This window comes from Streptomyces venezuelae, assembly GCF_008642335.1.
Taxonomy (GTDB): domain Bacteria; phylum Actinomycetota; class Actinomycetes; order Streptomycetales; family Streptomycetaceae; genus Streptomyces; species Streptomyces venezuelae_F.
On sequence record NZ_CP029191.1, the window covers coordinates 7,796,293 to 7,818,844 of the forward strand.

Sequence of the window (22,552 nt, forward strand, 5' to 3'; positions counted from 1 at the left end):
ATGTGACATCGCGCGGTCGGACGCTTCAGACCCGCGCGACCAACAGGCAGGCGTCGTCCTCACGAGGTGCCTCGCCGAATTCCTCGACGACGGTCCGCACGCAGTCCTGTGTCGTACGCGCCTCGGCGAAACGGGACGCGAGGGAGAGCAGCAGACCCGTCGCCGTGTCCCTGTCGCGCCGCGGCACCAGGCCGTCGGTGTGCAGCAGCAACAGGTCTCCGGGCCGCAGTTGCTCATCGGCCTGCTCGTACGCCGCGCCGGAGGTCGCGCCCAGGAGCACGCCGTGCGGTGGCGTGAGCGCGCGCCCCGTCCCGTCGCGGAACAGCAACGGGGCGGGGTGTCCTGCCTGCGCCCAGGTGAGTAAGTGCGTGGCGGGGTCGAAGCGGCAGCAGACGGCGCTGCCGAGGGCGGGCTGGGCCGTGGCATCCAGCAACTGGTTCAGCCAGCCCATGATCCGGCCGGGTTCCGCGAGGTGACCGGGTCGCGCTCCGGCGACCGCCATGCCGCGCAGCGCGCCGAGCAGCATCGCCATGCCGGAGGTGACGGCGACGCCGTGCCCGGTGAGGTCGCCGACGCTCAACAGGGCGTCGCCGCCGGGCAGTTCCATCGCGTCGTACCAGTCGCCGCCGATGAGTGCGCTGGTCGCGGAAGGGAGGTAGTGCGCGGCGAGGTCGAGCCGTCCGGGGCCGCCGTGCGGCAGTCGCAGGGAGCCGCGCCACGGCGGCAGGACCGCCTCCTGCAGGGCGACGGCGAGACGGTGCTCGGTCTGTGCGATGTCGTGGTGGCGCTGGAGCGAGTCGCGGCTCTCGCGCACGGCGCGCTGGCTGCGGCGCAGTTCGCTGACGTCCCGCAGGACCGCCCACATGGAGGCGGTGGAGCCGTCGCCGGCGAGCACGGGTTCGCCCATCATGTGCACCTGGCGTTCGCGGCCGTCCGTGCGCAGGATGCGGAACTCGCCGTCGATGGGTTTTCCGTCGATGAGGCAGTCCGTGACCATCGCCGTCAGCTGAGGCTGGTCGTCGGGGTGCACCAGGGACGGGAACTCGTCGAGGGAGAGCGGGGGTGCGGCGGGGTCGCGGCCGAGGATGTCGTAGAGCTCGCCGGACCAGGTCGCCTCGTCGGTGAGGAGGTTCCACTCGGCGCTGCCCACGCGGCTCAGGAGGGAGCCCCGGCCCGGCTCGGCGGACTCCGGGGCGGCGGGTGGGGCGGGCTCGCCGCCCGTCCGCGGCGGGCCGTCCCGCAGCTGCGCCAGATGGTCGTCGAGGTCGTTGAGCTGGTGGACCGCCAGGTCGCACAGGGCCCGCTGCCAGCGTCCCTCGGCGTCCCCGCGGTCCGCCGCGGCGTCGCGCCGCACGGCGTCGACGTCGACGCGGAGCCGGCGCGTCTGCGAGATCAGCGCATCGACCGTGCCGCGCTCGGGCGGCTGGGCGGCTGCGTGGTCCGCAAAGACATGGGACGGCATGAGGTGCTCCGTTGAGGTGCGGTGCGACTCCGTTGAAGGTGGTGCGATGCGACCAGCTTGACGGGTGGTGGACCGCTAATGACTTTCGCACAGCAGGGGGTGGGCCGTAAGGGATTTGGCAACACACGATGCGGTGGTGCTTCTGGCATATGCCTATGTCCTGCGGATACGCGTACCAGGGTGCGGAAGTCCAGAGGGAGTACGTGAAGACGGTGTAGAGGTACGACGTGGAATGTGGGACTCCGGTGGGGGAGGTGGGGGTGAGCCTGGGCGAGGGGTGCGTGCACGGGCCGTCGCGGCTCCGGGGCACCGACCGGACGTCGTTCCTGGGTCCCTCGCGAGGCGAACTCCCGTACGAGAGGGGTGTGTTGAACGTACAAGAACGGCGAGAATTGACCCCTCTCGCCGAGGCGGTCAGGACCGCAGATGGCGGATGACCGCGAGCACCCGGCGGTTGTGGTCGTGCGAGGCGGGCAGCCCGAGCTTGTCGAAGACGGCGGCCACGTGCTTCTCCACCGTGCCCGCGGAGACGTAGAGGGCCTGGGCGATGGCGGCGTTGGAACGCCCCTCCGCCATCAACGAAAGCACCTCGCGTTCGCGCGGCGTGAGCGGGGCCAGTTCCGCCCTGCGGCTGCCCGCGCCGGCGAGCTGCGTGACGACCTCCGGGTCGAGCGCGGTGCCGCCCGCCGCCACCCGCTCCAGCGCGTCCGTGAACTCCGCGACGTTCGCCACCCGGTCCTTGAGCAGATAGCCGACGCCTGCGGAACCGGCTGCGAGGAGCCGTGTGGCGTACTTCGTCTCCACGTACTGGGAGAAGAGCAGCACACCCGTGCCGGGGTGTTCCGCGCGGATGTCGATGGCGGCACGCAGGCCCTCGTCGGTGTGGGTCGGCGGCATCCGGATGTCGACCACGGTGACGTCGGGTCGGTGTGCGGCGACCGCCTCGCGCAGGGCGTCCGCGTCGCCCACGGCGGCACAGATCTCGTGGCCACGCTCGGTGAGCATCTGGGCCAGCAACTCACGCAGTACGGCGGCGTCCTCGGCGATCACGACACGCATGACGGGCATGCTCTCACGCACGCGGACCTCGCACGTTCCCGTACCGCACGCCGTCACGCCCTCAAGCCCGTAACGCCGTCACGCCCGCAGGGGGAGCTCGACGGTCACGGTCGTCGGGCCACCCTCGGGGCTGCGGATGTCGATGCGCCCGTCGACGGTGCGAACCCGCTGGGCGAGCCCGGCGAGGCCGCTGCCGCCACCCGTCTCCAGCGCGGCGCCGCCCCGCCCGTCGTCGGTGACCCGCAGTCGCAGCAGCCCGTCCTGCTGCGTCACGCCGATCGCGGCCTGCCGCGCCCCGCTGTGCTTGATGACGTTCGTCAGGAGCTCGGCGGCGCAGAAGTACGCGATGGTCTCGATCGCCGGAGTGGGACGCACCGGCACGTCCGCCGACAGCCGTACCGGCACCGTGCTGCGGGCGGCGAGCGTGGCGAGGGCGTCCGGCAGGCCGTCGTCCAAGGCGGGCGGGTGGATGCCGCGGGCCAGGTCACGCAGCTCGGTGAGCGCCTCCGTGGCGTTCCGGTGCGCGCCGTCGACGAGCTTGCGCAGGCGAGGGACATCCGGCTGCCGCCCCTCGACGAGCCCCTCCTTGATCATGTCGAGCCCCATCGCCACCGCCACGAGGCGCACCTGCGCCCCGTCGTGCAGATCGCGCTCGACCCGCCGTAGCAGCGCCACCGAGTCGTCGACGGCGAGCGCCCGCGTCTCCTCCAGATCGCGTACGCGGTCGGCCAGCCGCCCCGGTCCGAGGAGCGCCCCGATCAGCCACCGGTCACCCGCGACCACGAGCCGGGTCACCCACGGAGCACACAGCAGCGCCGCCACACCGACCAGGACCGCACCCCAGGTCCCCGCGAACGTGTCGACTTCCGGTCCGCCGAAGGGGACCGGGGTGAGCAGCGGCATCCCGTCGGGGTCGCCCGGCCCGGGCCGCTGCCCGAAGACCGCCCACCGCAGCGGGGCGGTGAGGTTCACGAGCCCCGTGACCCACCACAGCACGGCGTACGCCCCGAGCGCGCCGACGGGCAGCTTCGCGAGTACGTAACCCGCCGACCGCCACCCCGCCCCGTCCCGCAGCCGCGCGTCGAGACGCGCCACGAAGCCACCGCCGGGCCGGAACGGGGGCGGCGCGGGCGTCCGTACGCCGAGCAGTCCCACGGCGAGCCCGCGATGGACGCCGCCCAGCGCGCGGGCGAGCCGCAACCCGCCGATGAGCAGCAGCGCGCCCACCACGGCGAGCACCAGCGAGAGGGTGAACCCGGCACCGAGCGTGAGCACGACGGCGAGCACCGTCCCGCCCGCGAGCCCCAGCGGAAACCCGATGAGACAGTACGCGGCCTCGGCCCACGCGCGCCTGGCGAAGGGAGCGCGGAGGCCGGTCACGAGGAGGGGCCGGAGGCGGTCGCCGGATCGGGGAAGGACCTGCACGTGCGGAACTCCTGGTTCGGATGTGCTCTTCTCGTGGGATGTCGAGGTCCGTAGTCTTCTATGTCGACCGTCTGAGTCTCTCTGCATAGACGGGGGATACGTGGACACTGCGGGTTTACTGCTGCTCGGCGCGGCAGGCGGAGCGGTACGTGGCGTCGTGCACGCATACGACTGCATGTCCGAATGGCTCCTGAGACGGCAGGAGTTCCGGCTCTCCGAGCAGCCCGAGGCCCAGGGGCCGCCTCCCTCTTTCAGTGCGTTCTACGACGTCGCGGGCGAGAGCATCGCGGCCGCGGTTCACATCATGATGGGCGCCGGGGTGGCGGCACTCATGGCGGCCTCGGGGCAGGTCGACGGAGGCTTCGCGACCTTCACGGTCGGAGCGTCGGCGCCGCTGATCCTCGTGCAACTGCAGCACACCAGGCTGGCGGAGGCCGTCGTGGGCCACCCCAACGCAGTGCAGGGTCCCCCGCCACAGGAAGCGGAGCCACCGACGGCCGGGCCGCAGACCGGACCACCGAACGGACCGTCGACCGGACGGCCCGCCTCTCGACGGTCGGCCGCGGACCCGAGGGGTGCCGAATGACGCGGCCGACCCTGCTCCGTCGTGCCGCCGCGGCCACGTTCGGAATGGACCGCCGAGCAAACCGAGTCCCCGTCCAACTCCCCGCGCAGCAGCTCACGTTGACGCGTAGAGCCGCGGCCGCGGTCATCGGTGTCCGTACACGCCGCCCGCAGACAGCAGTGAACGAACAGCGACCGGTACAGGACGCGGCCGTGCCGCGTCCTGCTGCCGGTCCTCCTTCCGAGCGGCTCCCGTTGGTGACGTTCGCCCCGGTGGCTCTCGGCCTGCCCGAGGGGCGCCGGGACAGGCAGGCGGCCGGGCCACGCATACCGCGCTACGGACTGGTCCTGATCACGGCCGCCGCTGTAGGTGCCATCGTGTCCGGGGCATACCTCTACTTCGAGAGCACCCACGTGCACGGAGAGGGCCCCGCGAACCGGGCACCCCAGGCGACAGCGACGATCACGTCGACGGGCGTCATACCGAGCGAGTATCTCGGCACCTGGGAGGGAGCTCTCGAGAACGCCGAGGGCCGTCACACCCGGAAGATGGTGATCCGCCAGGGCTACGTGGACGAGACGGTCATGACGCTGACGGCGACCGGTCCGGCGGCGAACGGGGACGTCTACCGCTGTGTCTTCAAGGCGGAGCTCGACTCGGTCACGCGCAACGCCGTCCGGCTGAGCGCTTCGACGCGGATCGCGGCGAAGCCGGCCTCGGCCTGCACGGCCGGCAAGCCCTCGAAACTGACCTTGCTGAGCAAGGACAGGCTGCGGCGGGCCGGCGGCGATGAGGGCGACAGGATGACGTACTACCGCTCCGGTCGGAGGAAGTGATGAGCGGCGAGGATCGGGGAGGCTCCGGTCAGCAGTTGCCGAAGTTGCGGTTGGATGAGCTGCAGGTGCGGATCGATGCCGCCCGGGGGACGCAGGGCCGGATCCACAGCCTGCTGGAGGCGGTTCTTTCGGTGGGGCGGGAGCTGGATCTTCCGCAGGTGTTGCGTCGTATCGTCGAGGCCGCCGTGGTGCTGGTCGACGCCGAGTACGGGGCCCTGGGGGTGATCGCGGGCGATCGGCGGCTGTCCGAGTTCCTGACCGTCGGCATCGACGAGGAGAGACGGCGGAAGATCGGTGCGCTTCCCCCTCGGCGTTCCCATCCGGGTGCGCGACACGGTGTTCGGGAACCTCTACCTCACGGAGAAGCGCGGGGCGGACGAGTTCGACGCGGAGGACGAGGCGGTGCTCTCCACGCTCGCCGTGGCCGCCGGCGTGGCGATCGAGAACGCGCGGCTCTACGAGGAGGCCAGACTCCGGGAACGCTGGCTGCGGGCCAGCTCCGAGGTGACCAACACCCTGATGCCCGGGGCGCCGAGCGCCGACGTGCTGGGGCTGATCGTCGAGCAGGCGCGTGTGATCGCCGCCGCGGACGTGGGGATGATCGCGGAGTACGTGGCCGGGGCGGCCGCGCTGCAGCCGACGTGCGCGGTCGGCGTGGACGCGGAGCAGCGGAGCGGGCTCGTGCTGTCCGCGCAGGACGACTTCGTCGGCGCCGCGCTCTCCGCCGCGGAACCCGTGGTGAGTGCGGACATCGCGAACGACGTCCGTATCGGAGCGGGGGAGCAGCCCTGGACGGGGCTGGGGCCGGTGGTCGCCGTGCCGCTCGGGTCGGGCGGCAAGAGCCATGGCGTGCTCCTGCTGGGGCGTCTGGCGGGCCGTGCCGGGTTCGTCGACGCCGACACCGGGCCCCTGCTCGGCTTCGCCGGTCAGGCCGCGCTGGCGCTGGAGCTCGCCGAACGGCGCCGCGACGCCGAACAGATCGCCCTGCTGCGGGACCGGGACCGCATCGCCCGCTACCTGCACGACCTGGCGATCCAGCGACTGTTCGCCGCCGGGATGACCCTGCAGAGCACTCAGCGCTTCGTCGACCATCCGGAAGCGGTCGCACGTTTGTCGCGGACCGTCGACGACCTCGACGACACCATCAAGATCATCAGGTCGACCATCTTCGGCCTCCGGTCGCAAGCCGCCGGGGCCACGGGTGCCCGTGGGCTGCGCGAGCGGGTCTCGAGCGCCGTGCAGGCCTCGGTGAACGTGCTCGGTTTCGCTCCTGCCCTGCGTATCGAAGGCCTCGTCGAGACCGAGGTCGACCATGAGGTCGCCGACCACGCCCTCGCCGTGGTGGGCGAAGCGCTCAGCAACGCGGCTCGGCACTCCGGGGCCCGCTCCGTGAGCGTTCATCTGCGGTGCGAGGGAGGGGAGTTGGAGGTCACCGTGACGGATGACGGGCGCGGTCTGCCTCGCGGGGACGCGCGGAGCGGGCTCAGGAATCTGGAGGAGCGCGCTTTGTCGCTCGGCGGCACGCTCACCCTCGGGGAACGGCTCTTGCCGGTCTCCCGGTTGGTGAGCCCCTCGCCGATCAGCGTGAGGATCTCCCGCTCCCGCGGCGTCAGACGCGCCAGCTCCGGAGGCGCCGACGGTGAGTCGGCGGGGTCCGCGCGCAGGGTGCGCATGAGCCGGGCCGTCGTCTCCGGGTCGAGCATGGACTGGCCGGAGGCGACGGTCCGGACGGCCGAGACCAGGTCGGCTACTTTGATCTGCTTGAGTACATACCCGCTGGCGCCGGCCATGATCGCGTCGAACAGGGCGTCCTCGTCGTCGAAGGACGTCAGCATGAGCACCGCGAGGCCCGGCATCCGGCTGCGCAGCTCCCGGCAGACCCTGATGCCGTCGCCGTCCGGGAGGCGTACGTCGAGCACGGCGACGTGCGGTCGCAGGGCGGGGCCGCGGACGAGTGCGTTCTCGACGTTCTCGGCGTCGCCGACCACCGAGATGTCCGGCTCCGCGTCCAGCAGGTCGGACAGGCCGCGCCGGACGACCTCGTGATCGTCGAGCAGGAAGATACGAATCGGCTCCTGCTCCGTGAAGGTGCGTCCCTCACTCACCGGCCACCCCTCACTCACCGGCCATCCCTCGTTCACGGCGATCCCTCGTTCACGGCGATTCCTCGATTCCTCTGGCGGTCGCGCTACGGGCTGTCCCGCGCCGCCAACGATCGTCACTCGTCGGGGACGTGCGCACCAGGGCCGACCGGGCCACTCTCCGGGGCTCCGCTCGGGGTACGCTCAGCGCGTGCTGCCGCTGCCGTAGGGGGCGTACAAGTCGAGTAGCCGGGTGCGGGCCGAGCGCAGACGGTGGGCCACGATGTCGCCGACCCAGCGGGTGACCGTCACGTTCAGTTCCGGATCGTCCCGGCACGCCGCCAGGACCGTGGCGGCATCGAACTCGTACGCCCGTACCGGTGTCAGCGCCTCGGCACCCAGATGCCAGGAGTGCGGGGTGAACAGCCATGACCAGCCGAGGAGTTGGTTGTGGCCGAGCGTTTCGATGACGGCCGCCTTGCGGCCTGGCACGTGCATGTCGAGAGCGATCGAGCCGGTGCGGATGATCCAGAACCGGTCGGCGTGCCCGCCTTCCTCGAAGAGGCGTGCTCCCTGCGGGATCGACACCTCGGCGGCGAACCGCATCAGGCGCTGCCGGTGTTCGGGCGGCAGCGCCCGCGGCATGCTGTGCGAGGGGGGCGCGCTCATGAGGTACCTCCAATGCGTGGGCGTGTGGCCATTTGCAGCGTGCTCCCGCGGGCCCCGCGGGGCCAGGGGCCACCCGGCCCCGCAGCCACTCCACTTGGCCCCTGTGGGGGACCCTTCGGCCCCTGCCCGACCGGCCCCCCGGCCAAGAGGCTGGTACGGCCCCCCGCCCCGGGAGGCCGAGGCGGAAGGAGACAGCCGTCATGCTCAACAACGTGCTGGTCGCCTACGGGACGACCAATGGATCGACCGCGCAGATAGCCGAGGCCATCGCCGACGTGCTGCGCCGGAACGGCCTCAGGGCCGAGGCGGTCCCGGCCGGGACCGTGGCCGACGTGGACTCCTACGACGCCGTGGTCCTGGGAGGCGCGCTCTACGCCGACCGCTGGCACAAGGACGCCCGGCGGTTCGCCCGTCGGCACCGCCGCGCGCTGGCCAAACGGCCGCTGTGGCTCTTCAGCAGCGGTCCTCTCGACGTCGCGGCGTCCCAACGCGAGATCCCGCCCGTGCGGGGAGCGAAGGCGGTGTTGTTCCGGTTCGACGCGGAGGAGCACCGCACCTTCGGCGGATGCCTGGAAGAAGGTGCCAAGGGGTTCATCGCGCGAAAGATCGTGGCCGCCGGGAAGGGCGGGGACTTCCGCGACTTCGAACAGATCGAGGAGTGGGCGCAGCACATCGCCGACGCGTCGTCCGGACGACCCTCGCGCACGCGCTGAGCCGAGTCGACCGGTGGACTCAGCCGTGCAGCCGTACGGGCAGTCGCCGCACGCTGTTGCCCACGAATGACGCGTGGCGCGGCAGGTCCGCGTCCGGTACGGCGAGGTCAAGGCGGGGGAAGCGGGCGAAGAGTTGTTCGAGGGCGACGGTGGCCTCGAGGCGGGCCAGCGGGGCGCCCAGGCAGTAGTGCGCGCCGTGGCCGAGCGAGAGGTGGCGGGCCGGGCCGGTGCGGGTGAGGGCGAAGCGGTCGGCGTCGGGGCCGTGGGCCTTCGGGTCGCGGCCCGCGGCGGAGTACCCGGCGAGCACGGGGGTGCCCTTGGGGATGACGGTGCCGGCGAGGGGCAGGTCCCGGGTCGGGTAGCGGAACGGGAAGTAGCTGACGGGGCTGTCCCAGCGCAGTGTCTCCTCGACCACGTCCGCCCAGCTCGCCCGGCCCGCCGTGACCAGGTCGAGCTGGTCGCGGTGCGTGCACAGGGCGCGTACCGCGTTCGTGATCAGGTTCAGCGTCGTCTCGTGCCCGGCGATGATCATCAGCATGAGGGTGCCGAGCAGTTCGAGCGGGCCGAGCCGGTCGCCGTTCTTCTCGCGGGCGGCGATCAGGGCGGATGTGAGGTCGTCGCGGGGCTCCGCGGTGCGGACGGCCACGATGTCGCTCAGTACGTCCATCATTTGCCGGTTGGCGGCCCGGGACTGTTCGGGGCCGATGTCCGTGGCGACGATCTGGTCGGAGAGGTGGTGCAGACGGTCGTGGTGCGCGGCGTCCACGCCGAGCAGTTCGCAGATGACGCCCATCGGCAGGGGCAGCGCGAAGTGCGTGCGCAGGTCCACGACTCCGTCCTCCTCGGCGGCCGCCGTCCGGTCCATGTCGTCGAGCAGGCTGGACGACAACTCGGCTATGCGCGGGGCGAGATCCTCCACGCGGCGCGCCGTGAACGCCCGGCTCACCAGTGACCGCAGCCGCCGGTGGTCGGCGCCGTCCGCCGTGGTCATCCCCTGCACCGTGGCGAAGGTCTTGAGCGGCCAGCCGTCCGGTATCCCGCCCGACTGCAACGCCGTGAAGTGCAGCGCGTTCTTGGCGACATCGGGGTGGGCGAGGAACTCCCGGAGCGCGTCGTGCCCGAGCACCGCCATCCCCTCCACCCCACCGGGCAGGACCACGGGGGCGACCGCGCCACGGGCCAGCAGCCGGGCGTTGTCCGCGTGCGGGCACCCGCCGGACGGGTCCATGCGGTGCGCGGGCGGGGGCGGTTTCGGGTCGTCGGCGTTGCTCGGCGGTGGCGTGGTGTCCAACGGGGCTCTCCAAGAGGGGAGGGGGCCCGAGGGGGCCCGGAGTCAACCCTGAGGCCCTTTCCGAAGCCGGTCAAGACGCCGTGAGGAGCCGGTCGGGACGCGGACGAGGGATACGTAGAACCCGGTGCCGCGCACGGCGGAGGGCAGCGGAGGACGGGTGGGGGATACGGGGTTCTACGCCAGCTGGAACGCGTCGGCCAGCATGTCGACCTGTGCGGCGAGCAGCGTCGCCGGCCGGTGCCCCATGCCGGCGAACTGACCGGCCGCCTCCAGGCCGACCGTGCCGTGCAGTTGGGACCAGGCGGTGATGGCGCCGGTCAACGCGACGGCCGCCGCGGGCTCTTCGGGTGACAGCCCGGTGCGCTGCTCGACCCACGCCGCCACGGCCGTGTCGTCCCGCAGCCAGCGGGCGAACTCGTCCACGAGCGGCTCGACGGAGCCCGACGGGCGGCCCTCGGCGAAGACGATGAGGAACGGGCCGAGGACTTCGCGGGCATGCGCCACGGTCTCGTCCGGTGCGCGGAAACCCGGGACCGGGGTGCCCTGGATGAGCAGGTAGAGGTGCGGCTGCGCCACGGCCCAGTCGCGGAGGGCCGTTGCCAGGGCGTGCAGTGCCGTCCGCCCGCCGCCCGAGATGTCGACGGCGCGGATGTCGGCCGCGACCGCCTGGTAGGCGTCGACGACCAGTTCGGTGAGCAGGTCGTCCCGGCTGGCGAAGTACCGGTAGAGAGCCGGTCCGGACATGCCGATCTCCTTGGCGATACGCAGCAGCGCCACGCCTTCCACGCCGCCGACGGCGAGCTGGCTCACGGCGATCTGCTTGATCTCCGCGCGCGTCTGGTCGCGGTACCGCTCCCGTGGGGTGCGGGTCCGATGTGTCGATGTCATGCGGTCCACCTCCGACAGCGCATGTTACAGCCCGTCGCGTTCGTGACGCGTTATTGCACTACCCCATCGCGAAAGTTATGGTGTGTAACACAACGGCCCTGAAGCTACTCCCCGAAAAGGATGTGGATCATGTCTGCCACCTCATCTGACCTGCACATAGTCCTCGGCGCCGGCCCCGCGGGTTCGACGCTGGCCGGCGAGCTGGCCCGCCGAGGGCACGAGGTCCGCCTCGTCGACCGCTCCGGCGGCGGGCTCGCTCCCGAGGGCGTCACCCGGGTCAGGGGCGACGTGGGCACCGCCGACGGTGCCCGGGCCGCGATCAAGGGCGCCGCCGTCGTCTACCACTGCGTCAATGTGGCCTACCACCTCCAGGTCGACGTCATGCCCGGCATCCAGGACGCGGTGCTCGGTGCCGTGGAGGCCGAGGGCGCCCGCCTGGTCGTGCTCGACACTCTCTATCCGTACGGTGAGACCCACGGACAGGTGATGACCGAGGACACCGCGTGGCGGGCGACCGGCACGAAGGGCAGGATGCGCGCGGCGCTGGACGAGAAGTACCTGACCGCGCATCAGGAGGGTCGCGCCCGCGTCGTCCTGGGCCGCTCGGCCGACTTCGTCGGCCCCCACGTCCTCAACTCGACCCTCGGTGGCGCCGTCTTCCCCGGCGCCCTCACGGGCGCCGAGGTCTACGGCCTCGGCGACATCGACCTGCCGCACAGCTACACCGACATCCGCAACGTGGCCGTCGGCCTCGCCACCCTCGGCGAGCACCCGGACGGCGATGGCCGCGTCTGGCACCTGCCCACCGCGCCGGCCCTCACCACCCGGGAGGTCTTCCGGCTGATCGAGGAGAAGGTCGGGCAGCCGCTGAACACGGTGATCAAGCAGAAGCCCGTGCCCTTCGGCCCGTTCGACCAGGTCTTCATGGACTCCTACGCCGAGCTGTTCTACCAGCACACCGAACCGCAGGTCATGGACTCGTCGGCGATCCAGGAAGCGTTCGGTCTGAAGCCCGTCGCCCTCGACACCACGCTCGACGACACCATCGCCTGGTACCGCGACTTCCTCGCCGCGCAGCGCTGACCGGCGCGGGGCCGCCGCCGGATGTCGTGGCGGAAGAGGCCACCGAAGCCGACGGGGGCGTCGCCCTTCGGAGACGGTCAGCCCGTGACGGCCGACAGGCCGGGGCGGCGCGCCGTTCCCGTTCCTCGGGCACGTAACTCCAGCGCGCGCAGCACGAGTTCCGTGGCGAAGCGGTGGTCCGGGGAGGAGAGGAGGTCGCCGAAGGCCTTCTCCAGGTTGCGCAGGCGGTAGCGGACCGTCTGCGGGTGCAGGTGGAGGAGTTCGGCCATCTGGACGACGTTGCCGCGGGTGTCGAGCCACGCGCGCAGGGTGTGGATGAGGCGGTCGCGCTGGTTGGCGGTGAGGCCCGCGAGGGGGGCCAGCTGCTGCTCGGCGAGCGCCGTGATCAGGCCGGGGTCCGCGAAGAGGGAGAGGGTCACGAGGTGGTCCTCGCAGTGGATGTACGCGTCGCCCTCCAGGACACCCGCCTCGGCGAGGCTCAGCGCTCTTCGGGCCCAGCGCAGGGACTCCGCCGCGTCCGCAAGCGGCACGGTGAGGCCGACGGCCGCGCGGGTGGTGTGCGGCGCCGCCCGCATGAAGGCGCGGCGGTGCTCGTCGACGGGGCCGGGGATCAGGGCACGCGGATGCGGCGAGGCGAGGTCGACCAGGACGTCCTCGGAGATCGCGCCCCGTTCCGGTTTCGCGTCCGCGCTGAAAGCGATGGGCGTGACCTCGTCGGGCAGCTGCCACTTGGCGCGCTCGGCGAGTTCGACGAGGGTGGCCCGGGGAGTGGCCACGTCGGACAGTAGGTGCTCCAGGAGCCGTCGGCGCTGGATGTCCTGGCCCTGCTCCATCTCCGCCCGGGCCTGCTGATACCCCTCGCGGGAGACCTCGATCAGCTTGTCCACGTAGGCGAGCAGGGCGTCGGCGAAGGAGAGCATCAGACCGGCCGGCAGGTTGAGCCGCCGCAGCACCCGCTTGGCGCGGTGCAGGGCGAGCCGGGCGCCGAGCCGGAAGATCGCCTGCATGGTGTCCAGGCTGCGGCCCTCGTACGCCTCGAAGCGCCCGAACATGCGGCACACTTTGTCGCGTTGCACGGTGGAGGCGTCCGGGGCGGCGACCTGGTCGACGAAGTTCGTCAGATTGTGCTCGACGATGAGATGCACGGCACGGGAATACGGGCCGTCGAGGACTTCCGCGTACTCGGGATAGGAGCGGCGGATCTCGTCGATGACTTCCTGGATGAGTCCGGGAAGTTCGGGCCGCAGCACCGCGGCGAACTCGCGGGGGAGAACGGACACCGGATGCCCCGCGTCCACCGCCTTGACTGTCGCTGCCATGGAACTCCCCTTACTCCGCCCGTGATCGAAGGTCATAATTGATCTTGGCGCCATGGAACCCCTGGCACGGTAGAGCATGGGCAGCCCGTGTGCACCCTGCTCAGCACCCTCATTCGGTCAACCTCGCTCCACTGGTGACGAGTTCAGGGCGCCCTGCTCGCGTGCGGCCCGTCAAGAGGCCGTCGGCGGAATACTCACTTGTGCACGAAACCGCCGCCGGAATTACTGCCCCCGGGATGAGGAATGGGCAGGTGGACTCGGCTCGGAGCGCATTTCGAATTCGGCCGTTGCGTCGCTCAGTTACTCGTGCGTAAGGTCCGAATCATCGGCTGAACAAGAAGCGGCTCGCCTGCGCGAATCCCCCTTCGCGCACATGGCCCCGGATCCCCCCGGGCCATGTGGAGAGCCCCTCCCTCGGACCCTGCGGCGGCCCCCCTGCCGCGGGGTCCGCCCTTTGATCGGAGAGCAGCGATGACTCGTGCCCTGAGCGGCGGGCGCACCGCACGACTGGCCGTGGTCGCCGTCGTGGCGTGCCTGGCCGGTCTGCTGCCCGGGTCGGGTTCCGCCGCGCGCGATCAGCGGCGGGCGAGCCTCACAGTCGAGTACGACTGCGGGCTGCCCTCCGGCACCCGACAGGTCGATGTCGCCTTCGACGCCACGTTTCCCGCCCGTGGTGTTGTCGGGAAGCCGATCAGGCCGGTAGCCGTGCGGGTGCGGGTGAGTCTGCCGCGGACCGTCGTGGAGGAGCTGCTGCCCGAGGGGGCGAGGTCGGTCGGAGGGACGGCCGCGGTCGCCACGACCGTCGCCCAGCGGCGGGAGCGGGCACGGGCCGAGTGGGCGGAGCTGGCCTCGCCCGAGGTGCGGCTGCCCGCGCGCGGCGCCGTCGAGGTCGGCTTCGGCGGCGACGTACCGGACGTGACGGTCGGCGCCGAAGGTGACGTCACGTTCACGGTCGGGCGGCTTGGCCTCGCCCTTGACCCCGATTCCAGCGGTACGGCCGCCGATCCCGCCCCGGCCGCTCGGCTGACCTGCACCCCGGCGCGCGGCGCCGACACCCTCCTCGCCACCGTCCCCGTCGCAGAGGACCCCACGGAGACGTCGCCGGCACCGGATACCGGCTCCGCAACCCCGGACGACGGCGCCTCCACCGGCACCCCGGACGACCCCCGGAACGACCCTCCGAAAGGCATCGACGCGGGCCCCCGGCTCCGGGCCACCACCGACAAGTGCCCCCTCGATCCGCCCAGGGGCGAACTCGACCCGAAGCGGCTCCCGTCGCCGCCGCCCGGTGCGGAGGTCAGCACGCTGGAGCCGACCTCGATGTGTGCCGTGCCGGTCGGCTTCGCCACCCTGCGCAAGCTGAAGAGCTCGGCCGTCGTCAACGACCCCCGCGGCAGCGGAAGCGGAAGCAGTAGTCGAGGCCGGCCCGGACTCATGCACCTCGCCATGCGCATGCGCGAGGTGCGGGCCCCCGACTATGTCGAGTACGACCACCTCGGCCTCATGCAGCTGCCCGACGCCGAGGGTACGTTCCTCACCTTCGGGTTCCAGCCGACCACCGCCAAGGTCCGCTTCGAACCCGAACCGGCGACCATCGTCAACATCATCCGGCCGGGCAGGCCGCCGGTGACCAGGGTGGGCTACCGCCAGCACCTGCGCCTGTACGACGTACGCGTCAACGGCGTGCCCCTCGACGTGGGACCACGCTGCCGCACCTCACGGCCCGTCGACACGGTCCTCACCGGCAACTACCCCGTGAGCGAGGGCGGACCGCTTCAGGGTGAGCTCGACATCCCGGCACTCACGGGCTGCGGCGCCGACGGCGAAGACCTGGACGTACTGCTCTCGGGCGCGGTCGCCGGGCCCGGCAACCCGCTCAAGATCCGCCAGGGGCGGGTCTGCGGCGCCGGGTCCCCCTGCAACGTCCCGGAGCTGCCCGCCCTTTGACCGGTGAACCGACATACGAGCAAGGAGGTGCGATGGGAGTCGAAGTGGTCGTCGAAGGGCTGACCAAGTCGTTCGGAAAGCAGAACATCTGGCAGAACGTGACGCTCACCCTGCCGCGCGGCGAGGTCAGCGTGATGCTCGGCCCGTCCGGCACCGGCAAGACGGTCTTCCTGAAGTCGATCGTGGGCCTGGTCCGCCCCGAACGGGGGCACGTCCGCATCGACGGCGTCGACATGGTCAACAGCCGTGAGCGGGACGTGTACGAGGCCCGCAAGCTGTTCGGCCTGATGTTCCAGGACGGCGCGCTCTTCGGCTCGCTCAGCCTCTTCGACAACGTCGCGTTCCCGCTGCGCGAGCACACCCGCAAGAAGGAGACGGAGATCCGCCGCATCGTCATGGAGCGGCTCGACCTGGTCGGCCTCGCGGGCGCCGAGAAGAAGCTGCCCGGCGAGATATCGGGCGGCATGCGCAAGCGCGTGGGCCTGGCCAGGGCGCTCGTGCTCGACCCGCAGATCATCCTCTGCGACGAGCCGGACTCGGGTCTCGACCCGGTGCGCACCTCGTACCTCTCGCAGCTCCTCATCGACATCAACGCGGAGATCGACGCGACGATGCTCATCGTCACCCACAACCTGGACATCGCGGCGACCGTCCCGGACAACATGGGGATGCTGTTCCGCCGCAACCTCGTGACCTTCGGGCCCCGCGAAGTGCTCCTCACCAGCGAGGAACCGGTGGTCGAGCAGTTCCTCAACGCCCGCAGGGCCGGTCCCATCGGGATGTCCGAGGAGAAGGACCAGGCCACCCTGGATCTGGAGGCCGCCCACGGCATCGTCGCCGGACCGCCGACGGAGCGGGTCATCGTGCCGCAGCTGGCGCCCACGCCGGGGCTGCCGGAGCGGCGGGCCGTGCGCCGCCGCCAGGAGCGGGTCAAGGGCATGCTGCACGAACTGCCGCCAGCGGCCCGCCGCGCCATCGAGGCGAGCCTGCGGGGTGGCGTCGCGCCCACGCCGGTCGCGCCCCGCGCGAGCGTCCGGGTCAGCAGAGGAGCGGGCGCATGACCGCCCCTCCCGCCGCGCGTCCGCCCCTGCCCGGCCTCGGTGTGCTGCGCGAGGTCGGCCACATGTTCGCGCTCGCCGTGAGCGTGGTCCGTCTGACCTTCAAACGGCCCTTCCAATGGCGGGAGTTCGTCGAGCAGTTCTGGTTCATCGCGAGCGTCACCATCCTGCCCGCGATCCTCGTGACGATCCCGTTCGGCGCGGTGATCGCCCTCCAAGTCGGCTCGCTCATCGAGCAGTTCGGAGCCCAGTCGTTCACCGGAGGCGCCAGCGTCCTCGTCATCATCCAGCAGGCGAGCCCGCTGATCGTGTCGCTGCTCATCTCCGGCGTCGCCGGATCCGCGATCTGCGCGGACCTCGCCTCGCGCACCATCCGCGAGGAGCTGGACGCCATGCGCGTCATGGGCGTCTCACCCGTCCAGCGCCTCATCGTCCCCCGCGTCCTGGCCGTGACCCTGGTGGGGCTGCTGCTCAACGGACTCGTCTCCGTGGTCGGCACCCTCGGCGGCTATTTCTTCAACGTCGTCATGCAGAACGGCACCCCGGGCGCGTACGTCGCCAGCTTCTCCGCGCTCGCCCAGCTGCCCGACCTCTACATCAGCGAGCTCAAGGCGCTGATCTTCGGCTTCATCGCCGGTGTCGTCGCCGCGTACCGCGGACTCCACCCGAAGGGCGGACCGAAGGGCGTGGGCGACGTGGTGAACCAGTCCGTCGTCTTCACCTTCCTCATCCTCTTCTTCGTCAACATGGTCCTGACGGGCATCTATCTGCAGCTCGTCCCCTCGAAGGGGCTGTGACCCATGGCCCTGACCGCCCGCGGCGGCAAGAGCCGCGCCTTCGCCTGGCTGGACCGTCCGGGCGACGAACTCCTCTTCTACGTCCGTGCGCTGATCTGGATCCCGCGCGCCGTGCGCCGCTACCCGAAGGAGATCCAGCGGCTCCTCGCCGAGGTCGCCTTCGGCAGCGGCGGGCTCGGCGTGATCGGCGGAACCGTCGGCGTGATGATCGGCATCACCGTCTTCACCGGCACGGTCGTCGGCCTCCAGGGGTACGCGGCCCTCAGCCAGATCGGCACCGACGCATTCACCGGATTCGTCTCCGCCTACTTCAACACCCGCGAGATCGGCCCGCTCGTCGCCGCCCTCTCCCTCTCCACGACGGTCGGCGCGGGCTTCACCGCGCAGCTCGGCGCGATGCGCATCAACGAAGAGGTCGACGCCCTGGAGAGCATGGGCGTGCGCTCCACACCCTTCCTCGTCAGCACCCGCATCGTGGCCGGCGTGCTCGCCATCATCCCGCTGTACGGCATCGGGCTGCTCGGCTCCTACCTGGCCTCACGGGCGACGACCGTGCTGTTCAACGCCCAGTCCACGGGCACGTACGACCACTACTTCCACCTCTTCCTCGTACCAGCGGACGTCCTCCTCTCCTTCCTCAAAGTGATCATCTTCAGCGTGCTCGTGATCCTCGCGCACTGCTACTACGGCTTCCGAGCCTCCGGCGGACCCGCCGGGGTCGGGGTCGCCGTCGGCCGCTCCGTACGGACCGCGATCGTCCTCATCAGCGTCACCGACTTCTTCCTCAGCCTGGCGCTCTGGGGCGCCACGACCACGGTGAAGGTGGCCGGATGAGCGCCCCGCCGGACACACGGAGGACCCCGGCCGGACCGACGGCACCGGCGCCGCGCACCCGCCCCACGGAAAGCGCCGTCGCCCGCCGCAGACGCCTCGCCGGAGTGGTGTACCTGGTGGTGCCCGCCCTGCTGGTCTGGCTGTCGATCGCGGTGTACGAGAAGAAGTTCGTGAACTCCGCGTCCGTCGTCGTCGAGACGGGGCGGGCCGGCAGCGAGATGCGCCCGAGCGCCGAGGTCAAACTCCGCGGCGTCGTCGTCGGCGAGGTCGCGAGGATCGACACCGACGGCCGCACCGCACGCCTCACCCTCGCCCTGCGACCGGACAAGATCGGCCGCGTCCCGTCCGATGTCCGCGCCCAGCTGCTGCCGACCACCCTCTTCGGACAGCGGTACGTCGCCCTCGTACCCCCCGAGCGCCCCTCCGCGCACCCGCTGACCGCGGGCAGCGTCATCCCGCAGGACCGCAGCCGCAGCGCCGTCGAGCTGGACCAGGTGCTCGACAACCTGCTGCCGCTGCTGACCGCCGTACAGCCGCAGAAGCTGTCGGCCACGCTGTCGGCGCTCGCCCGGGCACTGGACGGCAGGGGTGAGAAGATCGGCGCGTCGATGGTGGCCCTGGACGGCTATCTGAAGGACTTCAACCCCCACCTGCCGTCCCTGAACCAGGACATCAAGGAGCTCGTCGAGCTGAGTGACACCTACGCCGACGCGGCCCCCGACCTCGTCGACGCGCTGCACGACGCCACGACCACGAGCGCCACCATCGCGGAGCAGCGGGCCGGGCTCTCCTCGCTGTACGCCTCCGTCACCAGCGGCTCCCAGGAGCTCGGCAGCTGGCTGCGGAGCAACCGGGCCAACCTCATCCGGCTGACCGCGACCAGCCGCCCGACGCTGCGGATCCTCGCGGAGTACGCGCCCGCCTTCCCCTGCACCCTGAGCACGGTCGCCGACTTCGTGCCGGTGATGGACGCGGCCCTCGGCAAGGGCACGGACCGGCCGGGACTGAGTGTCGACGTGCACGTCGTCCCCTCGCGCGGCGCGTACGTGCCGGGCCGGGACACGCCCCGCTTCGACGCCGGCGGCGGACCGCGCTGCTATCCCGTCCCCTACACCGGCGGCTCGTACAGCGCCCGGAAGGCGAGCACGGCCACCGCGCCGAGCGGGGTGACCGGCGGGCTCGGGGTGGCCAACTCGCCCCAGGAGAACAGCCTCGTCACCGAACTCCTCACCGCGCGGGACCGGACGCGGCGCGGCCCGCTGCCCGACTGGTCGAGCGTGCTCGTGGGACCGGCGTTCCGCGGGACGGAGGTGAGGCTGAAGTGAGCGGCCAGCGCAGCCTGACCGGGCCCGCCGTCAAGTCCCTGATCTTCATCGTGGTGACCGTCCTGGCCACCACCGTGCTCGCCGTCAGCGTCGCGGGCACCGATGTCGGCCGTACCCGCACCTACAAGGCCTGGTTCACCGATGCCACCGGCCTGAACGAGGGCGACTCGGTGCGGATCGCCGGGGTGAAGGTGGGCCAGGTGTCGTCCATCGAGATCGTGCAACGCCGTTACGCGGAGGTCGAGTTCGCCCTCGACGAGGACCGTCGGATGCCGGCGTCCGCGACGGCCTCCATCAAGTACCTGAACATGATCGGGCAGCGCTTCGTCGATCTGCGACGGGGCGCAGGGCCGGTCGGTCGTGCCCTGGAGCCCGGACAGACGATCCCGCTGAGCCGCACCACCCCGGCGCTCGACCTGACCCAGCTCTTCAACGGATTCCAGCCGCTGATGCAGGGCCTCTCCCCGAAGGACACCAACGAGCTGGCCGCGTCCCTCGTGCAGGTGCTGCAGGGCGAGGGCGGCACGGTCGAGAGCCTGCTGCGGACCATCGGCTCGCTGACCACGACGGTCGCCGCCAAGGACCGGGTGATCGGGGAGGTCATCGGCAACCTCAACCGGGTCCTCAAGTCGGTCAACACCCGGCAGAAGGGCTTCACCGAGCTCATCGGCACGGTGGAGAAGCTGGTCTCAGGGTTCGCGGACGACCGCAGGACCGTCGGCCGGTCCGTCGACTCGCTCGCCAAGCTCAGCGTGAGCACGGCGGACCTGTTCGGGCGGAGCAGGGCGCCCCTGAAGGACGGCATCCGGGACCTCGGGCGGTTGTCGAAGACCCTCGACGACCATGCGCCGCTGGTCGAGAACTTCCTGGAGAAGACGCCACGGAAGATGACGGCCGTCTCCCGCATCGCGTCGTACGGCTCCTGGCTGAACCTGTACCTCTGCGAGGCGAGGCTCAGCGGGGTCTCCACCTACGACGGCAGTCCGCCACCGACCGGACTCGCCATCAAGGACACGAGGTGCCGGGCATGAAACGACTCCGACGCCCCCGACGGCTCCGGGGACCTATGCGGCTCAAACCCATCAGCGAGCGCAACCCGGTGGCCGTCGCCCTGGCCGGGCTGCTGGCCATGGCCCTCGTCGGGCTCCTCGCCTACAACGCCGAATCGCTGCCCGTCATCGGCGGCGGCACGCGCTACACCGCCGACTTCAAGGACTCGGTCGGGCTCAAGGCCGGCGACGAGGTGCGGATCGCCGGAGTACGGGTCGGCAAGGTGGCGGACGTCGCCCTCGACGGCCCGAAGGTGAAGGTGACCTTCGAGGTCGAGGACGCCTGGATCGGCGACCGCAGCACCGTCGGCATCGCCATCAAGACGCTGCTCGGCGCCAAGTACCTGGCCGTGGATCCGCTCGGCAGCCGCAAGCAGGACCCCGGCAAGCGCATCCCGGTGGCCCGCACCACCTCCCCGTACGACGTGATGGAGGCGTTCAACGGCCTGAGCCGCACCAGCGGCGCGCTCGACGAGGACCGGCTCGCGAAGAGCTTCGAGGCGATTTCCGGCGCCTTCAAGAACACCCCGCCACACGTCAGGAAGGCCATGAAGGGACTCTCCAAGCTCTCCCGGACCGTCTCCACGCGCAACGACGAACTGTCCGAACTCCTCGAAGGATCGGCCGACTTCACCACGTCCCTGAACAGTACGAAGACGGAGTTCGAGCGGCTGCTCGACAACGGCAACCTGCTGCTCGAAGAGGTACGGCACCGCAGGAAGGCCATCCACGGACTGCTCACCGGTGCCCGTGACCTCGGCACCGAGATCAGCGGTCTCGTCGACGACAACGAACGGCGGCTCGGGCCCACGCTCGCCGCCCTCGACCGGGTCACCGACACCCTCAGCAAGAACAAGAAGAACCTCGACAAGGCCCTCGCCGCCGCCGGTCCCTACTACCGGCTCGTCGGCAACACGCTGGGCAACGGGCGGTGGATGGACGGCTACCTGTGCGGGCTCGTGCCCGACGACTACCTGCCGACGGGGACGGCGGCGAGTGCGGGCACGGGTGCGGACGGCGGATGCATGCCGCCGAGACCAGGAGGTGGCCGCTGATGGCCCGCACACCCCGCGTCCGAGGGCGACTCGTGGCCGTCCTCGTCGCCCTCGCCCTGCTCGCCGCCGTCGGGATCGTCGGCGTGACGGCGCTCGCCCGCGCCGGGAACGGTACGCACATCACCGCCTACTTCGACCGGGCCGTCGCCGTGCACGAAGGGTCCGACCTCCGCGTGCTCGGCGTCCGCGTCGGCAGTGTCGACGAGATCCGGCCCGAGGCCAGACAGGTACGGGTGCGGCTCACCGTCGACGAAGGGGTGAAGGTGCCCGCGCAGGTCCGGGCCGTCGTGGTCGCCCCCAGCGTGGTGTCGGGGCGGTTCGTTCAGCTCGCCCCCGCCTACAGCGGCGGCCCGCGGATCCGTGACGGTGCCGTGATCGGCGCGGAGCGCACGGCGACACCCGTCGAAGTCGACGAACTCCTCAAGAGCGTCACCGAGTTGAGCGACGCCCTCGGGCCCGACGGTGCGAACAAGGACGGCGCACTCGCCGGGCTCGTCGAGGCCGGGGCGGAGAACCTCGACGGTAACGGCAAGGCCATCGGCGACACCATCCACCAGCTCGGCGGCGCGTCCGCCGTCCTCAACGGGAACAGCGGCGATGTCGTACGGACCGTCGAGCAGCTGCAGGAGTTCATCACCCTGCTCAAGCGCAAGGACGGGCAGGTGCGGCGCGCCGAGACCCAGCTGGCCGAGGTCGCGGGCTTCCTCGCCGAGGACAAGGACGACCTCGCCGCCGCGCTCAAGGACCTCGGCACGGCGCTCGGCCAGGTCAAGGGCTTCATCAGTGACAACCGGGGCCGCCTGAAGTCGAACGTCGACAAGCTCGCCGGCCTCACCCGGACCGTCGTCGACCAGCGGGCCTCGGTGGCCGAGGCACTGGACGCGCTGCCGCTGGCCGCCGCCAACCTGGAACGGGCGTACAACCCCCGTACCCGCACGATCGACGGGCGCGCCGACATCAACGAACTGGCGGGAACACAGGGCGACAGGAGCAGGACCCGACCCCTGGCATCTCCCCGGCCCGTCCTGCCGCTGCCGCCGGTCGGTGCCGTGTACGGCACGCCGACCCACGCCGGGGGAGGACGGCCGTGAAGCGC

20 protein-coding genes and 1 pseudogene are annotated in these 22,552 nt (G+C 71.3%); 13 read left to right on the plus strand and 8 right to left on the minus strand.

What is annotated here, in order from left to right; all coding sequences use genetic code 11:
- Window positions 1–25: 25 nt before the first annotated feature.
- The 3 genes from DEJ49_RS34720 to DEJ49_RS34730 all read right to left on the minus strand — a co-directional run bounded on the left by DEJ49_RS34720 (window position 26) and on the right by DEJ49_RS34730 (window position 3,946).
- Complete coding sequence (locus tag DEJ49_RS34720) at window positions 26–1,462, minus strand: PP2C family protein-serine/threonine phosphatase (RefSeq protein WP_150187778.1); 1,437 nt, start codon at window positions 1,460–1,462, stop codon at window positions 26–28.
- A 414-nt stretch (window positions 1,463–1,876) separates the two neighbouring features.
- Window positions 1,877–2,521, minus strand: a complete 645-nt coding sequence (locus DEJ49_RS34725) for a response regulator transcription factor (RefSeq protein ID WP_150187779.1) — start codon at window positions 2,519–2,521, stop codon at window positions 1,877–1,879.
- A 78-nt stretch (window positions 2,522–2,599) separates the two neighbouring features.
- Window positions 2,600–3,946 carry a sensor histidine kinase gene (locus DEJ49_RS34730; RefSeq protein ID WP_223833126.1) on the minus strand — a complete coding sequence of 449 codons (1,347 nt, stop codon included), beginning with the start codon at window positions 3,944–3,946 and terminating at the stop codon, window positions 2,600–2,602.
- Window positions 3,947–4,046: 100 nt separating this feature from the next.
- Here DEJ49_RS34730 and DEJ49_RS34735 point away from each other — a divergent pair, with 100 nt between their 5' ends.
- The 3 genes and pseudogenes from DEJ49_RS34735 to DEJ49_RS37050 form a co-directional block, all read left to right on the plus strand.
- Entirely contained in the window at window positions 4,047–4,532 is a 486-nt protein-coding gene (locus tag DEJ49_RS34735) for a hypothetical protein (RefSeq protein ID WP_150187781.1), read from the plus strand.
- A gap of 356 nt (window positions 4,533–4,888) precedes the next feature.
- Entirely contained in the window at window positions 4,889–5,347 is a 459-nt protein-coding gene (locus DEJ49_RS34740; RefSeq protein ID WP_150187782.1) for a hypothetical protein, read from the plus strand.
- 597 nt (window positions 5,348–5,944) lie between these two features.
- Window positions 5,945–6,763 (plus strand): annotated as a pseudogene (locus DEJ49_RS37050) (GAF domain-containing sensor histidine kinase); the annotation flags it as partial.
- On the opposite strand, the gene DEJ49_RS34750 reads toward DEJ49_RS37050, so the two are convergent.
- Window positions 6,745–7,452 carry a response regulator gene (locus DEJ49_RS34750; protein ID WP_411757260.1) on the minus strand — a complete coding sequence of 236 codons (708 nt, stop codon included), beginning with the start codon at window positions 7,450–7,452 and terminating at the stop codon, window positions 6,745–6,747. The pseudogene DEJ49_RS37050 and the gene DEJ49_RS34750 overlap by 19 nt on opposite strands.
- 180 nt (window positions 7,453–7,632) lie before the next feature.
- Window positions 7,633–8,097, minus strand: a complete 465-nt coding sequence (locus DEJ49_RS34755; RefSeq protein ID WP_150187783.1) for a Crp/Fnr family transcriptional regulator — start codon at window positions 8,095–8,097, stop codon at window positions 7,633–7,635.
- A 200-nt stretch (window positions 8,098–8,297) separates the two neighbouring features.
- Here DEJ49_RS34755 and DEJ49_RS34760 point away from each other — a divergent pair, with 200 nt between their 5' ends.
- Complete coding sequence (locus tag DEJ49_RS34760; protein WP_150187784.1) at window positions 8,298–8,810, plus strand: flavodoxin domain-containing protein; 513 nt, start codon at window positions 8,298–8,300, stop codon at window positions 8,808–8,810.
- A 19-nt stretch (window positions 8,811–8,829) separates the two neighbouring features.
- Here DEJ49_RS34760 and DEJ49_RS34765 read toward each other — a convergent pair whose 3' ends face one another.
- Together DEJ49_RS34765 and DEJ49_RS34770 are read right to left on the minus strand one after the other, a co-directional pair.
- Window positions 8,830–10,038 (minus strand): cytochrome P450 family protein, encoded by a 1,209-nt coding sequence (locus tag DEJ49_RS34765; RefSeq protein ID WP_150188687.1) that lies wholly within the window; start codon window positions 10,036–10,038, stop codon window positions 8,830–8,832.
- Window positions 10,039–10,275: 237 nt separating this feature from the next.
- Window positions 10,276–10,989, minus strand: coding sequence for a TetR/AcrR family transcriptional regulator (locus DEJ49_RS34770; protein WP_150187785.1), 714 nt, complete (start codon window positions 10,987–10,989; stop codon window positions 10,276–10,278).
- Window positions 10,990–11,118: 129 nt separating this feature from the next.
- On the opposite strand from DEJ49_RS34770, the gene DEJ49_RS34775 reads away from it, so the two are divergent.
- Window positions 11,119–12,072: an NAD-dependent epimerase/dehydratase family protein gene (locus DEJ49_RS34775; RefSeq protein WP_150187786.1), complete on the plus strand. Its 954-nt coding sequence runs from the start codon at window positions 11,119–11,121 to the stop codon at window positions 12,070–12,072.
- Window positions 12,073–12,149: 77 nt separating this feature from the next.
- On the opposite strand, the gene DEJ49_RS34780 is transcribed toward DEJ49_RS34775, so the two are convergent.
- Window positions 12,150–13,391: a PucR family transcriptional regulator gene (locus DEJ49_RS34780; protein WP_150187787.1), complete on the minus strand. Its 1,242-nt coding sequence runs from the start codon at window positions 13,389–13,391 to the stop codon at window positions 12,150–12,152.
- A 471-nt stretch (window positions 13,392–13,862) separates the two neighbouring features.
- On the opposite strand from DEJ49_RS34780, the gene DEJ49_RS34785 reads away from it, so the two are divergent.
- The 8 genes from DEJ49_RS34785 to DEJ49_RS34820 are packed head-to-tail and all read left to right on the plus strand — an operon-like array spanning window position 13,863 to window position 22,547.
- On the plus strand, window positions 13,863–15,338 hold the full coding sequence (locus DEJ49_RS34785; RefSeq protein ID WP_150187788.1) for a DUF6801 domain-containing protein: 1,476 nt from the start codon (window positions 13,863–13,865) through the stop codon (window positions 15,336–15,338).
- Between the two features lie 32 nt (window positions 15,339–15,370).
- On the plus strand, window positions 15,371–16,399 hold the full coding sequence (locus DEJ49_RS34790; RefSeq protein WP_150187789.1) for an ABC transporter ATP-binding protein: 1,029 nt from the start codon (window positions 15,371–15,373) through the stop codon (window positions 16,397–16,399).
- Window positions 16,396–17,193 carry an MlaE family ABC transporter permease gene (locus DEJ49_RS34795; RefSeq protein ID WP_150187790.1) on the plus strand — a complete coding sequence of 266 codons (798 nt, stop codon included), beginning with the start codon at window positions 16,396–16,398 and terminating at the stop codon, window positions 17,191–17,193. The genes DEJ49_RS34790 and DEJ49_RS34795 overlap by 4 nt, the downstream gene beginning before the upstream one ends.
- A 3-nt stretch (window positions 17,194–17,196) precedes the next feature.
- A complete protein-coding gene (locus DEJ49_RS34800; RefSeq protein WP_150187791.1) occupies window positions 17,197–18,027 on the plus strand; it encodes an MlaE family ABC transporter permease in 831 nt (276 codons plus the stop codon).
- Window positions 18,024–19,352 carry an MCE family protein gene (locus DEJ49_RS34805; protein ID WP_150187792.1) on the plus strand — a complete coding sequence of 443 codons (1,329 nt, stop codon included), beginning with the start codon at window positions 18,024–18,026 and terminating at the stop codon, window positions 19,350–19,352. The genes DEJ49_RS34800 and DEJ49_RS34805 overlap by 4 nt, the downstream gene beginning before the upstream one ends.
- The gene (locus tag DEJ49_RS34810) at window positions 19,349–20,383 is read left to right on the plus strand and encodes an MCE family protein (RefSeq protein WP_223833127.1); all 1,035 of its coding nucleotides are present in this window, start codon (window positions 19,349–19,351) and stop codon (window positions 20,381–20,383) included. The genes DEJ49_RS34805 and DEJ49_RS34810 overlap by 4 nt, the downstream gene beginning before the upstream one ends.
- Before the next feature lie 35 nt (window positions 20,384–20,418).
- Window positions 20,419–21,456: an MCE family protein gene (locus DEJ49_RS34815; RefSeq protein ID WP_150187794.1), complete on the plus strand. Its 1,038-nt coding sequence runs from the start codon at window positions 20,419–20,421 to the stop codon at window positions 21,454–21,456.
- Window positions 21,456–22,547 (plus strand): MCE family protein, encoded by a 1,092-nt coding sequence (locus tag DEJ49_RS34820; RefSeq protein WP_223833128.1) that lies wholly within the window; start codon window positions 21,456–21,458, stop codon window positions 22,545–22,547. The genes DEJ49_RS34815 and DEJ49_RS34820 overlap by 1 nt, the downstream gene beginning before the upstream one ends.
- The last annotated feature ends 5 nt before the right edge of the window (window positions 22,548–22,552 follow it).